Source organism: Kitasatospora sp. NPDC088160 (assembly GCF_044741445.1).
Taxonomy (GTDB): domain Bacteria; phylum Actinomycetota; class Actinomycetes; order Streptomycetales; family Streptomycetaceae; genus Kitasatospora.
In genome coordinates this window covers 132,698-146,454 of the sequence record NZ_JBIUSS010000018.1, presented here as the reverse complement: position 1 = coordinate 146,454, position 13,757 = coordinate 132,698, and the positions used below count along the sequence as shown (strand labels likewise).

General features: G+C 71.7%; 10 protein-coding genes and 1 pseudogene. 3 read left to right on the top strand and 8 right to left on the bottom strand.

The window, feature by feature from the left end:
* Nucleotides 1–153: 153 nt before the first annotated feature.
* Together ACIOGZ_RS26880 and ACIOGZ_RS26875 are read right to left on the bottom strand one after the other, a co-directional pair.
* Entirely contained in the window at nt 154–2,445 is a 2,292-nt protein-coding gene (locus tag ACIOGZ_RS26880; RefSeq protein ID WP_400987675.1) for a hypothetical protein, read from the bottom strand.
* Between the two features lie 443 nt (nt 2,446–2,888).
* Complete coding sequence (locus ACIOGZ_RS26875; protein ID WP_363633196.1) at nt 2,889–3,365, bottom strand: GNAT family N-acetyltransferase; 477 nt, start codon at nt 3,363–3,365, stop codon at nt 2,889–2,891.
* Between the two features lie 124 nt (nt 3,366–3,489).
* Here ACIOGZ_RS26875 and ACIOGZ_RS26870 point away from each other — a divergent pair, with 124 nt between their 5' ends.
* A complete protein-coding gene (locus ACIOGZ_RS26870; RefSeq protein WP_400987672.1) occupies nt 3,490–4,230 on the top strand; it encodes an ArsR/SmtB family transcription factor in 741 nt (246 codons plus the stop codon).
* Between the two features lie 763 nt (nt 4,231–4,993).
* Entirely contained in the window at nt 4,994–5,899 is a 906-nt protein-coding gene (locus ACIOGZ_RS26865) for a peptidase (RefSeq protein WP_363587220.1), read from the top strand.
* 304 nt (nt 5,900–6,203) lie between these two features.
* Here ACIOGZ_RS26865 and ACIOGZ_RS26860 read toward each other — a convergent pair whose 3' ends face one another.
* From ACIOGZ_RS26860 to ACIOGZ_RS26835, 6 genes are all read right to left on the bottom strand, one after another.
* On the bottom strand, nt 6,204–6,743 hold the full coding sequence (locus ACIOGZ_RS26860) for a GNAT family N-acetyltransferase (protein ID WP_363587219.1): 540 nt from the start codon (nt 6,741–6,743) through the stop codon (nt 6,204–6,206).
* A 346-nt stretch (nt 6,744–7,089) separates the two neighbouring features.
* Nucleotides 7,090–9,228 (bottom strand): hypothetical protein, encoded by a 2,139-nt coding sequence (locus tag ACIOGZ_RS26855; protein ID WP_400987670.1) that lies wholly within the window; start codon nt 9,226–9,228, stop codon nt 7,090–7,092.
* A gap of 206 nt (nt 9,229–9,434) precedes the next feature.
* Entirely contained in the window at nt 9,435–9,821 is a 387-nt protein-coding gene (locus ACIOGZ_RS26850) for a hypothetical protein (protein ID WP_363587217.1), read from the bottom strand.
* Between the two features lie 214 nt (nt 9,822–10,035).
* Nucleotides 10,036–11,424, bottom strand: coding sequence for a hypothetical protein (locus ACIOGZ_RS26845; protein ID WP_400987668.1), 1,389 nt, complete (start codon nt 11,422–11,424; stop codon nt 10,036–10,038).
* Nucleotides 11,425–11,624: 200 nt separating this feature from the next.
* Nucleotides 11,625–12,467, bottom strand: coding sequence for a siderophore-interacting protein (locus ACIOGZ_RS26840; RefSeq protein WP_400987666.1), 843 nt, complete (start codon nt 12,465–12,467; stop codon nt 11,625–11,627).
* Between the two features lie 403 nt (nt 12,468–12,870).
* Nucleotides 12,871–13,365, bottom strand: a complete 495-nt coding sequence (locus tag ACIOGZ_RS26835; RefSeq protein ID WP_363587214.1) for a hypothetical protein — start codon at nt 13,363–13,365, stop codon at nt 12,871–12,873.
* Between the two features lie 164 nt (nt 13,366–13,529).
* Here ACIOGZ_RS26835 and ACIOGZ_RS26830 point away from each other — a divergent pair.
* Nucleotides 13,530–13,727 (top strand): annotated as a pseudogene (locus ACIOGZ_RS26830) (STAS domain-containing protein); the annotation flags it as partial.
* Nucleotides 13,728–13,757: the final 30 nt, after the last annotated feature.

Here is a 13,757-nt window from a genome sequence, read left to right as displayed (position 1 = left end):
CCCCGCCCCCCCCCCCGGGGGGCCCGCCCCCCCCCCCCGCGCCCCCCCGCCGCCCCCCCGCGCGGCCCGCGCGGGGGGGGGGCCCCCCGGGGGGGGGGGGCGGGCGGCGCCCCCCCCCCGCCGCGGTACGGGGTGCGCGGTACGGGGTGCGGGCTACTTCTTGGCCGGTGCCTTCGGGACGGCGTTGTACGGGTTGTGGTGGTGGTCGCCGATGTGCAGCTGCTCCTCCGGCGCGCCGGCGAGCTTGGGCAGGACGTGGGTGCCGGTCGGGTCGGTGATGACGATGGCGTCGCCGTCGCGGCGCACGTCGTGCGGGGAGCCCTTGGCGTAGGAGGCGAGCTCCGCGCCCGGGCCGGTGGGGGTCGAGTCGGCCACCGTACCGAACACGTTCGTGGGCAGCGTCAGTGCGGTCGCCGTCGCGCCGAGCGTGGTGTTCGCGGACTGCTCGCCACCGTACGCGGCCCCGAAGGTGGCACCGCCGGCGACGGTGGTGCCGGCGGGCACGGTGACCGGCACGGCGGTGCCGGAGGTCCCCTGGAGGGTGACCACGCCGCCCTGGATGTAGCCGGTGGCCGAGCCCGTGTTCTGGGCGTGCTGCCAGCCGGCCTGCTGCTGGAGGACCGTCCCGGAGTCGGTGAGGGTCTGGTTGACCACCGGGGTGTCCGCGGTGAACCAGGTGCGGTAGGTGGACAGGATGCCGGTGAGGGTCTGCAGTGCCAGCTTGTCGTCGGTCAGGTTGGACTGGTGCATGAAGAAGGGCCGCGGGTCGTTGGAGAGCACGTACCCGAGGGTGATCCTGACCTGCAGCGGCAGGACGTAGCTCGACCAGGCGGTGTTCGGGTCCAGCGGTGCGATGCAGGTCGTGGTGGCCGGGTTGGCCTCGCAGTTGCCGCTGCCACCGTTCGCCTTGGAGGTGTAGAGCCAGTTGTACTCGCTCACCTCGTCGGCCTGGGTGGAGACGTTGTAGAACACGTTGACCGGGTGGCGCGGGGTGCCGAGCGCGGAGGCGATCTGACGCTGCCCGCTCTCGCGGGAGGCGTCGACGCCGAGCCACTGGATGTTGTCGGCACTCAGCGCGGCCAGGAAGTTCGGGTTGTCGTCGGGCTGCTGCGGCAGCATCACGGTGCCGGAGTGCTCGCCCGCGACCAGTTCGTTCGGCCGGAACGGGAGGCCGTTGGCCTGGGCGAACTGGATGTTCTGGGTGATCTGGGAGCTGATGGTGGGCTGGTCGACGTACTCGATGGCACCCGAGGCGTCGGTCTGGCACCGCCAGGGGATCACCGAGAAGTCCTGCACGCAGCCCAGGAACGGGTGGTCGTAGGTGTGGTTGACCCACCGGAAGCTGTTCTTGTTCGCCAGCAGCGCGTCGCTCAGCGGGTCGTCGCCGCCCTGCTCCTGCTGGTACTCGACACCCGGGCCGGCGTTGAACAGGAAGTCCAGGGTGTAGCCGTTCTGCTGCTGCCAGTTCACCGTGCCGGTGACGTCGGAGGCGGCCATCCGGATGGGTGTGGTGTCCGGTACGCCGGCGGCGCAGTCGCCTTCGCCCGGGGTGCACTTGCCGCTCTGGCTCCACCGGGAGTTGGCGTTGAACAGGTCGTCGATGTGTGCCGAGAAGTAGTTGCGCCAGTAGCCCAGGTGGACGCCCCGCGTCACCCAGTCGACGATTCCGTGTGCGAGCAGCCGGAACTGCTGCTGGTCGTAGTTGTACGCGAAGGTGAGGACCAACTGCTGGCGACCGCCGCTGGTGTAGACGCCCGCGAGCACGCCCTGCGTCGAGGTGCCGGGCACCGTCTCGGTGAGGAACGGTTCGAAGTGCGATCCGGTGGCCGGGTTGTCGGGCACCGGCGTGGCCAGCGCGCCGTACGAGCCGCTGCCGCCCGCGGTGCCCTCGAACGGCACCGGGCCGTTGAGGTAGCGGAAGGCGTCGGTCCGGGCGGAGGAGGACGCGGTGGCGGTGGTCGCGTCGAGCGAACCGGTCCACGAGGGCGTGCTCAGACCGGTGTTGGCGCCCGGCCACACGTAGGAGTCGACCTGCCGGACGTGGTAGGCCTGCTCGTAGCCGGTGAGGGCGGAGAGTTCGGCGGCGGAGAGCTGGCTCGGCGCGTCGTTGGGCAGGACGACGCCCTCGAAGTGGCCGTGCGGTGTGCCGTCGGCCAGGGCGTCGGCGAGGAAGGACGCCGTGAGGGTGGCGCGGTTGCTGCTGGTGAGGTCGACCACGGTGGTCGGCACGCCCTCGGAGACCAGTTGCTTGTGGATGCCCTCGACCCACGGGTTGCCGTCGGTGACGACGAGGACGTTCAGGTCGACCCGGGAGGTCGCGGCCGCGGCCGGGACGACCGTACCGAGGGATATCACCGCGCCGGCCACGACCAGCGCGATCAGCGGCAGCGCGCGGAACGGCGTTCGGCCCGCGCGCGGGGCAGGACGGGGTTTCAGGAGTCTCATGGCGCCCACCCTGGCGCAGCGGGCGGTCGCTACGGCCGCGTTCCGCCAGACCTTGACCGATCGATGGTGGGGTTTTTGGAAACGGTTATCGTTTCGGAAGCTTCCCCGTAACCGGCCTGCGCGCCTGCGGCCCTGCGGCCCGCTCAGAACCGGCCGCGCCGGGCGGGCCGCGGCACCGGGGGTTGTCTGCGGCGGTGCGTATCGTCCGGGGCAACAGGTGCCACAGGAGTGAGAAGGAAGGGGCGGGAATGGACGAGGTCAGGCCAGGGACGCGCGAGTACCTCGACGGACGGAGGCGACCTGACGGCAGGCCCCCGCCGCCGCTCTGCCGGCCGCGGGGGCCAGCCCGTCGGCTGCTCGGGGCAGGGGCCGCATGCTCACCCGCCACCGCGGTCCTTGAGGAGCGGGCAGAACACGGCATGCAGCACCGCGGTGCTGCGGATTCAGGCGGCTGACGGCGGGTCGAGGTCCTTTGTCATGAAGACCCTGCTGGTGCCCGGCGGGTCGCACGGGACTTCGCCCAGGCGTCGCCAGCCGTGCTTCGCGTAGAAGCCGGGAGCCTGGAAGCTGATCGTGTACAGGACCGCCGTGCGGCAGCCGCGTGCGCGGGCTTCGCTTTCGGCCCGGCGCAGGATCTCACTGCCCAGGCCACCGTGGCGCAACTCGGCCGGCAGGAAGAACAGGTCGAGGAAGAACAGCCCGAGTGAGGTGCGACCGGTCAGGCCACCGATCACCTGGGAGGTCACGCAGTCACGTACCAGGACGGCCAGTGGGCGGCGGTCGTCGACGGCTGTCGAGTCGGTGTTGAACCGGTCCAGGGCGTCGGAGATGAGCGATACGTCGGCGGGCTTCGGGGCGTCGGTGACCGTGAGGCCGATGCCGGGCCAGGGGTTCGATGGCGTGTTGTCGGTGGCAGGCATGGGGCTCCCAGGGCGGTTGGCGGAAGGTGTGCGGGCGCAGGGCGCGGTGGCCTCGGCCGGTACGGGACGTTAGGGCGCGGACGCTTCGGCCGGGCCCGAAGCGAGATCGACGACAATCGGGGACATGGACCACCAGCGCGAGGGCCGGGACGTCGGCGTGGACCTGGCCGCCGTGGCCAGGCTGCTGGCCGACGACACCAGGGCGGACTTCTGCCTGGCCCTGCTGGACGGCCGGGCCTGGACGGCCACGGAACTGGCCCGCCATGCCGGTGTCGCGGCCTCGTCCGCGACCGAGCACCTGAACGTGCTCGTACGTGGCGGACTCCTCGCCGAGGAACGCCACGGACGCCACCGTTACCTGCGGATGGCCGATCCGCGCGTGATGGCCCTGATCGAGAGCCTCGCCGCACTCGCCCCGCGCCACACCCCCAGGCCGCGTTCGCTGTCGGGCTCAGGGCGGCAGCGGGCCCTGGCCCGCGCGTGGCTCTGCTACGACCACCTGGCCGGAGAGCTGGGCCTGGCCGTCACCGACTCGATGGCCGGCCTCGGCCTGTTGGCGTGGGGAGCCGATCCGTCGCTCACCGCCGAAGGGGCGGCCTGGCTCCACGACCTGGGCATCGCACTGCCCGACGCCTCCCGCAGACCGCTGGTACGCGCCTGCCTGGACTGGACCGAACGGCGCCCGCACCTGGGCGGGGCCGTCGGCGCCGCCATCTGCGGGCACGCCCTGGCCGCCGGGTGGCTGATCCGGATCGGAACCACCCGTGCCCTCGCCCTCACGGATCTGGGCAGGCACGAACTGCGCGACCACCTCGGACAGCCTGCGACCACCAAGCTGCCGCCCTGGGACCAAGAGGCGGATTGACGGCCATGGGATGAACGGTCCCGGTGCTGGTGGGGCCGTGGCGGTGGAAGGACCGCACGGGTTGGGTGAGTTGCGAGGCCTGGTCCCCGACCGCTCCGCACGACGCCCGGCCCGCCGCCGCCGGACAAACACCGGACTCGTCCTCGCCCGCGTCGCCGTTTGCTGCTCACCCACCGGTCGAACCGCCCGCCGACCTTCCAGCCAGGGGCGACCGACAGCTCGTACTGGTAGTAGGCCCGGAACTCCTCGGCGTACCGGTACCTCGGATCGGTGCCGGTGAACTCCCGCTCGCACCAGTCCCCGATCCGGTCCGCGAGGTCGGCCCCCAGCTCCAGCGGCGCCGGGTACTCCGTCACCACCTCCGGGTGCAGCACGCACGGCTCGGGCACGTAGTCGCCGTCATTCTCCACGTCAGCCGGTAGCGGCGGATCGGTCAGCAGCGCGTCGACCTGCGCGGAGGAGCCCCACACCACCCTGGCCGCGGGCAACCGCGACGGATCGTGGTTCAGCGGACACCACAGCACCTGCAGCAGGTCCGCGCCCTCAGGGCACGGCAGCAAGGGGATGTAGCGCGCGTAGAGCTGGGCCACCGGCAGCAGGGGCGGCATCGGCGGGCCGAGGACGGTGATCACCACGTTGGGCCGCGGTCGCCGGCGCCGGTCGCCGCGCCGGCCATTGACATGTTGTTGACTCGTTGTTGACATGCTGCCTCCAAGCTGACGGGACAGCAGACAGCACACCCCACAGCGAAGGAAGGACAACCATGCGCATGCGCGGTCTCCTCGCAGCAGTCGTGGCATCGGTGGCGGCCCTCGGCATGGCCGTGCCGGCCTCGTCCGCCGCACCGGCCACGGACGCCAAGCCGATCGAGCGGGTCAGCGGCAAGAGCCACGTCTTGATCAACCCGGCGAATGCCGGCAGTACGAGCTGGGCGCCCGAGAAGGAGAGCTCCCTCGACGGCCAGCCGCTGACGATCCACGCGACCGAACCGACCGTCAGCCCGAACGGAGGCGCCAAGGCCAACGCCGACGCGATGGCCGGCGCCAAGGCCAGCGTCTGGGGCACCACGGGGCGGCTGCTCACCGGGGACGGCGTGTGCACCGCCAACGTCGTCTCCAGCGCCAACCGCGATGTCATCGCCACCGCCCGGCACTGCGTGGAGGGCGGGCACGACTTCAAGTTCGCTCCCGGCTACGACGCGGGGAACGCCCCCTACGGCTGGTGGACCTGGCGGGCGGCCGGCTGGGTCGACGCCCCCGCTCCGCAGGGCGACATCGCCTTCCTCGTGCTGAACACGCTGAACGGCCGACACATCGCGGATGTCGTCGGGGCCACCGGCATCGGGTTCAACCGGGACATCAACAACTACGCGCACATCATCGGCATCCCCGGAGTGGTCCCCGCCGAGCGGGAGCACATGCTCTGGTGCGGCGGCCAGCCGGTGGCCGGCCCCGAGCAGCCGCCCACCGCGCGGATCGACAACTGCATCGGACTGGGCGGAGGTGCCAGCGGCGGGCCGTTCTTCGTGAACTACGACCAGAACGACGGCTCGGCCGTTCAGACCGGCGACTTCGTCACGGGCAACAGCTGGCAGGGCAAGTGGTGGGCGGTGAGCGCCTACTACCGTGACGACGCCTACAACGTCTTCAACGGGGCGCAGAACGCCTGATCGCGCGCGCGGTACCGGTCCCCTGTCCCCGGTACTCCAGCCGGACCTCGATGCCGAGCCTGCTGGAGTACCGGGGCAGGGGGCCGGTGCTGCTCCGCGCCAGTTCGCGGACGGCGCACCCGTCACGACGGCCACTACCGACACGCGCGCGCCGGGCCCCCGCCCGTCTGGACGCGCGCGAAGCGCCTCTCTCCGCCACGAGAGAACGACAGGTGCGCCGACTCCTGACGGCGTCCGGCCGAGAACCCACGGGTCCCTCCCGCGCGCAGGTGGGCGGGGGCTCCCCGGCGGTTGCGTCGCAGACTCAATCGGACGGCGTGGCCGGGGAGCGCATGCCGAGCCACTGCTCGGCGCCCCAGGCCTCGAACCGCTCCACCTCGGTGAACCCCAGCTTCGCCGCCAGACGCATCGAGCCCACGTTGGCGCTCTGGGTGGTGAGCACCACCGGCTCGCCGGGAAGCGCGCCGGCGAGCCAGCCGAGTGCCGCCGCGCACGCCTCGGCGGCGTACCCGAATCCCCACGCCCGCGGCAGGAACAGGTAGCCGAGATCGATCTTCCCCGCGGCAGCCGGACGGCGGTGCCCCGTCGCCCTCCTGAGCAGGATCTGGCCGATCATCGACCCGTCGAGCTCGACGACGAAACTCCCGGGCCACCGCTCGGGCGCCCCGGGCATCTCGCGCTCAAGCTCGTCACGCGGCCGGGGGCCACCGAGGTAGGCGTGCACCTCCGGCGAGGCGAGCAGCTCGATGAACGCCGCACGGTCCCGGATCTCGGACGCACGGAGCACGAGCCTCCCGGTCCTGACCGGCTCAGGCGGCCACACCACAGCTCCCAGATCTTCCATTCGCGCACGCTAACAGGTGGTCAACCCGACCGACCCGACACCCCGGGACACAGCGCCCCAGGGCGGCGGGCACCGCCGGGACGGCCGGTGGCAGGCCGGGGTCGTTCGCCCGTCCGGCTTCCCGCACGAGGTGGTGTTCCGCCGCCACCCGTCCTGCCAGCAGCTCAGCATCGTGCGCGAGGAGGACTTCGCCTGCGTCCTCTGCGCCGAGGCCCCGCCGCAGAGGTGGAACGTCGACCGGCCCGGACGCTGGACGAAGCGCTGCGTGAACGCGGTGCGGGAAGACGCCGACCGGGAAGACACCGTGCGGGAAGGGGACGCGAGGGCCGGGGGTGGCGAGGTACCGTCAGTCATTCTCCTGGTCGGGCTCGCGCTCGGTGAGCCCCTTGCGGCAGTGGCCGTGGCCGGGGTGCTTGTGGCAGTAGGAGTCCTTCTCCTCCCCCACGGTGATGGTGGCCTTGGCGGGTTCGCTGACGATCGGGTTCCCGTGCGGGGCGGTGGCCGCCGCGAACGCCACGTTGGTGAGGTCGCAGCCCTTCTCGGCGCCGCCGCGGTGGTGGGCCGCCTTACAGGCTTCGATGTCGGCCAGGGTGATCGTGTAGGTGCCGTGGCAGGTGGTGCTGGCCCCGGGCGTCAACGTGGTCGCCTCGCAGCTGACGCTGGCGATGCGGTCGTCGTTGACCAGCACGCCGTGCAGGTCGGTGCTGCCGGTATTGGTGACCGTGTAGGAGTACTCCACCGTGTCGCCGACGGCGTAGGGGCCGTGCGAGAGCACCCGCTTCTTCAGGGCGAGGTGCGGCGCCCCGATCGGCAGCGTCAGTTGGGTTTGCGGGGACGTGACCGGCTGGCCGTTCGCCGTACCGGTGGCGGTGGCGGTGTTGGTGACGGAGCCGGCCGCAGCGTCGTTCTCGGTGATCGTGTACGTGCCGTGGCAGGTGGTTCGGTCGCCCGGGCTCTCCGCCGGGGCGAGCGCGGTCGAGGCGCAGGTGATGTCGGCGACGTGGTCGTCGGTCACGTGGACGCCGGTCAGCTCGGTGCCCCCGGTGTTCTGGACGGTGTAGCGGAAGGTGACCGTCTGCCCGACCGTGTAGGGGCCGGGCGTCTGCACCTGCTTCTCGATGGCGAGGCCGGGCGGCCGTTCGATCGGCACGCTCTGCGAGGACGGCGGCGAGGAGACCGGTCGGCCGCCCGAAGCGCCGGTCGCGGTGGCCGTGTTGTCGATGGAACCGTGGGTCACGTCGGCGGTGGTGACGGTGTAGGTGGCAGTGCAGGTGACCGTATGACCGCTCGCGAGCGTCGTCGTGGGACACGAGACCGGGCCGACCTTCGGGTCGTTGACGGCGAGGCCGGTGATGTCCGTGGCACCGGAGTTGGTGACCACGAAGTCGTACGGCACCCGCGTCCCGGCCACCAGGTCACCGGGCAGCGGCTGCCGGACCTGCTTGACGAGGTTCAACTGCGGCAGCGGCTGGTTGCTGCTCACCACCACGTTGCGGATGAGGTGCACGTCGGTGAACAGACCGGTGGAGGCCGCGAACCCGAACTTGTAGGTGGCGGGCACCGGTTGCGGGGCGGGTGTGCTGAGCACCTGGTGGGAGCCGGTGCCGTCGTTGAAGTCGACCGACACGGTGAGCACCGGGTCGGGCGTCGGGGTGAGCTCGACAAGGACCCGGCGGCGCGAGGGTTCGAGCGCGGTCTCGGCCTGGGCGGGGGTGGCCCCCGGGGGCAGCGCGGTGAGCGGCCCTTGCAGGGTGCCCGGGAGCGTCGACGGCCAGGGTGCGGTGGTGCTGAAGTTGCTGGTGGTGGCGGTCAGGAAGCAGTAGCCCTCGATCCCGTCGCCCGGGCCGCGCACCGTGACCATGTTGGCCCCGGGGCCTGGGACGCGGAACGCCGTCCCGGCGGGCGAGCGGGTGGGACAGCCGTTGCCGCGGTGCTCCCAGTCGCCGAAGTAGTTCCCGAGGACATCGAGCCCCACGCCCAGGTAGCCGCGGTCCACACCGGGCAGGAAGGTGGCGGTGGGATCGTCGTCGGGAAGCTTCTGCGCGTACCCGAGGCTGCCGCCGAAGGCGCCGGGGTGGGTCAGCGCGCCGTCGCCGTTCACCAGGAAGAACGAGATGCCGTCAGCGGGGTTGGCCGGGGTCGTGCTCCCGTACTGCCACTGGTCGAAGGTGACATCGAGGCCCTGGTTGGCGGGCAGCGCGTTGTTGTAGAGGACCGCGCCGGCCTGGTCGTTGGACGCGTCCGTCAGCCGCAGATAGCCGTGCGGCGCTCCGCCGGGGGGCGGCACCGGGCCCACGCCGCCCGGGCAGCCGCCGAGCGGATGGTCCCCGGGGCCGGGCGCGGCGGCAGCCGGCGCGCCGGTGAGACAGGCCGACCCCACGCCGGTGAACTCCGGGGCGGCGGCCTGGGTGAACGTCTCGCTGACCAGGGGCGAGCCTCCGGCCCGAGGCTGCGCCTGGGTCCCGATGTCCAGGCACAGGGGCATTCCGGCGCCCACGATCAGGGCCAGGGCCCCTGCGGCGAGCCGGGCCGTCCGGACGCGCCGCGGGCGCTGTCCGGGAGGGACTGAGTGCTGTTCATGTGTCATGTCCCCACATATAGCAGTCACTCTGAGTATTCATCACAAAGGCAAGCTGTTACGAAATTACCCTTCGGTGACTTCGCTGCCTACTGCGGGGGGATCCGGGCCCGCTATCGCACGACGAGAATCTCCGGCATCGGCAGGCACCACTCGCCCAGCATCCCGATGAGGATCCGGCGGGCCAGTTCCCGGGCTTCGATCCACCCTGGATCGACCGTCAGAGCCTCCCTGTCCCACCGGTCCGAGTTCTCCCGGCCGCTCATCCCGGCGAAGATCGCATCGATCGCTCGAAGGTCACGTAGCGCCTCGCGGCTGAGATCCCCGTCCTCGACCAGGCCCTCGGCCATGCGGAAGGCGTGGTCGAAGTCCAGGGCGACCTCATCCGTCGAGACACCCTGCTCGTCCACCCAGGTCAGCTGAGCCGAGGGATCGGCCGCCAGCACGGCCAGCGCCTCGACAAACAGGCGTTCACGGAAAGGAGCATCAGGGACTCTCACCTGGGAATCGTTGCACGGCTCAGCGGGGTAGGTTCCGAGGCCTGGACATGGAGGACCAGGACATGGTCATGCTCGACGCTGACACCGCCGGCTACGCTTCCCGCACCCCCAAGGGCCCTCGCCGAACCGCCCCGAGGCGGCCTGATGAGATTGGTGGGGGCGTTCGAGAGAACTCTTCCGGCGATCAACGACGAGTACGTGGACGATCGCGGGGTCACCGGGCGAGTTCGGGTACCAGTTCGGCGGCTGCTTCGATGCGGTCGAGGACGTTCCGGGCGGAGTCCGACAGCGGGTAGCGGCCGGCGTCGGCGCGGGTGGCGCGCGATCGGTCGGCGTCCGCGCGGGAGAGCGACGACAGCCCTCTGGCCAGCAGGTTCAGGGGGTGGTCGAGGTCGAGGACCACGGTGGAGTAGAAGCCGTCGGCGCTGTCGCGGGTCGGCGGGAACAGGCCGCCCTCGTAGACGGCGAGCCTGCCGTACGGTGCTGACTCGAAGTGCCCGATGCCGGTGTCGAGGGAGCCCAGGAAGGGCGGCGAGGTCCGGCTGTCCAGGGACGTCTGGTCGTAGAAGAAGTTCTCGTTGCCGCCGTCCCCGACCAGGAGGTCCCAGGCGGGCACGGGGCTGAGCCTGTGCAGGGCCCTGGGTGGTGGGAACGAGGCGGGGTGCAGCGGGCGCAGGCGGTCGCCGGCCACCTGCCACCGCTGCAGGCCACGGTCCAGGCCGGCCGTGACCAGGGAGTCGGCGGTGAACGCGATGGCGCTGATCGGTCCGTGGCCGAGGTGGTCGTCCGCGGCGAACTCGTGCATCGGTTCGAGCCTGCTGTCGGTGATCAGGATCCGGAACCCGTCGGCGAACGCGATCCGGGTGCCGGAGGGGTCGACGGCGAACAGGTCGGCGCGGTTGAAGCCGAACTCCGCCAGGTCGAGCCGCAGCTCCTGGCCGCCGGAGAACCCGAGCGCCGCCCTGACCAGCCTCAGGCCCGTCACGAAACCGTCGGCCGTCGCCTCCACCCGTGCTCCGAGCAGCGCCGTGCCGCCGGCCAGGACCGTCTCCCCGCCGGGTGTGTACTCGACGAGTTCCGCGTTCCGGAGGTGGCCGTCGCCGGCGAAGTCGCGCAGGGCGACCACGGTATCCGCGTCCACGCAGCACAGCGACACGTGGTTCGTCGGGCCTTCGTAGAACTCGTTCAGGACGCCGGTGCGGTCCACGGTCGCGATCCGGCACCGGTGGAGGTCCTCGCCGATCAGGTTGATCGCGGCCAGCGGCAGCTGATGGCAGAAGCCGACCGGGCCGGCGGCGTTGAGAGCGGACGGCAGCACCCGCGACGCCGACGCGTGGACCGACTCGCTGACCCGTGCCACCTCCCGACGGTCGGTCTCGGCCAGCAGCTGGGCCAGCTGGCGCTCCGCCATTCCCTGGGGCTGCCACCGCGATGGCTTCAGGTGGGCGGCTGCCGCCGCGGCCTGCGGGAAGGGGAGGGACAGCACCAGCTTCCACAGACCGCCCCAAGCCCCCTGCCGGGCCAGTGACCTGGCCAGCTCCTGCGTACTCCCGCTTCCCTCGTCTCCCCTGCCGCCGCCCCGTCCGCCGAAGAGCCTCGACATCGCCCAACCCCCTGTCGACTGCGCCGAATTGGCCTTCTGGAATTCTCCCTCAGTGATCATGAAACCGGTACTGGGCCGGAGGCATGCGCGGCGAGGACAACTATTCCGTGTACAGCGTCGACGGAGGCGGGAGTGCGGGCGGCGGGGGGCCGCCAGGGGCGGGCAGAGGCCGGGGAGGGGCGGCCACCCGGCCGCGTAGATCAGCCGGCCGACTCCTGCTCGGCCTCCACCTGGGCGTTCCACTCGCGCTTGGCCGCCCGCCAGGCCTCGTCACTCTGACCGGACCGCCAGTAGCCCGAGACCGACAGCCGCTCGCGCGGGATGCCTCGCTCCACGCGCAGCAGGCGCCGCAGTTCCTTCACGAAGCCCGCCTCACCGTGCACGAACGCGGATGCCGTGCCGGCGGGGAATTCCAGCGCGCCCACCGCCTCGACCAGCGCCTCGCCCACCGGGCGGGCGCCGCGGTGCAGCCAGCTGATCTCGGCCCCGGAGGGCGAGACGATCTTCTGCTCCTCCGCGGCGTCCGCGACCTCGACGAAGGCGTGCACCACGGCATCGGCCGGCATCCGCTCCAGCGCCGCGGCGATCGCGGGCAGCGCGCTCTCGTCGCCCACCAGCAGGTGCCAGTCGGCGCTCGCGTCGGGGGCGTAGCCGCCGCCGGGGCCCAGGAAGCGCACCGTCTCGCCGGGCTGTGCGCGGGCCGCCCAGGGCCCGGCCAGGCCCTCGTCACCGTGCACCACGAAGTCGATGGTCAGCTCGCGCAGGGCCGGGTCCCAGGCCCGCACGGTGTACGTCCGGGTGATCGGCCGCTGCTCGGGCGGGAACTCCTCGCGGATCCGCGCCATGTCGAAGGGCTCCGGGTAGCTCACGCCCTCGGGCGCGAAGAGCACCTTGATGTAGTGGTCGGTGAACTCGGTGGCGTCGAAGTCCTCCAACCCCGCACCGCCGAGGACCAGGCGCACCATGTGCGGTGTGATCCGCTCGGTGCGCAGCACCTGTGCTTCGCGCGCCTGCGGTGTCCGGCGGGTCGGTTGGTCTGCCATGGTGCCCCCCTGGGCTGTGTGGTCGCGCGTCTTGGTTAGGCTTGCCTAAGTTAGCACCCTTGAGGCGGTGCTCGACGCAGGGACGGCAGCCGATCCCCATTCCGCCCACGACCGGGAACGTGACGCCCCGGCAGCCCTGCTGCGGCTCGCGGACGCGACAAGGTCGTACGGAGCCGCCGCGACCGGTTCGGCGCAGCCAGACCGCGCCGCGCGCCGCCCGGGAGCCGACCACCGAGGTCGCCGTCCGCAGAGCGGCCGCGCCGCACTCCCCGGACCGATCCGGCACCGCAACCCGCTCGGGAGGATAGGGAGCGGGCGGCCGGTCAGGACGCCGTTACGATTTCGGCCGCCCTGCCGGAGGCACTCGTGGTTCAGGTGGCGGGCGACCGGGTGGGGTCGGGCCTCAGGCGCGCCGCACCACGAAGGTGACCTCCGCGTTGTTCCCCCCTCCGCCGATCACCTGGCAGGTGAGACCCGCACCGACAGTGCACTCGTTGACGTTCGACCCGGCGTAGGGGTTGCTCCAGTGGATCAACCCGCTCCAGGTGTCCACGCCGAAGCCGATCTGCCCCTCGGTGCCCGTCAGGAACCCGCACGACTCGGTCTTCCAGCTGGGGGCCACGTTCGGCAGGATGTAGCTCGGGGGCAGAGGACTGCCGGCGCTCCAGCACCCGTGGGCCAGGGTGGCCGAGCCGAGGTAGAGCATGCTGCCGGTCTGGTTCGACAGGGTGACCTGGGTGCTGCGCACCGCGTAGGCGGCGGACGCCACTGGGGCGGCCGACCGCGTCGTTCCGGCGGAGGGGCCGGCGGCCTGCGCCGCGGGAGCCAGGGCCAAGCCGGCGCTCAGCGCCAGGACGGCGGTCAGTACGGAGGACTGGACAACACGCTTGGAGGTCATGGCAGCCAACTCTCTATCGGAGGATGGTCAGGTACATGCCTCAACGGGATGGCGGACCTCGTTGGTTCACCAACCGCCACGACGTGCGGGAATGAGGGCTTGTGTGAGGTTGCGACCAGTCCTGTGGTTCCACCCTCCTCCGAGGGCGGAACAGCGAGACCGGTCTGGAGTTCTGCGACTCCAGCGGCATCACCGCTCTGCTGGCCGTCCGCAACGTGGCCGCCGAACAGGGCGCCGACATGGCCTTGGCCGCGGTCCCGGCCAACACCATCAGGATTCTGCACATCGTCGGACTGGACCGGGTCTTCGCCCTCCACCCCGACGTCTCGGCGGCCACCGCCACCAGCCCCACGGCACTCTGATCACAAGGAGCGTGCCAACGGTGCCGGGCC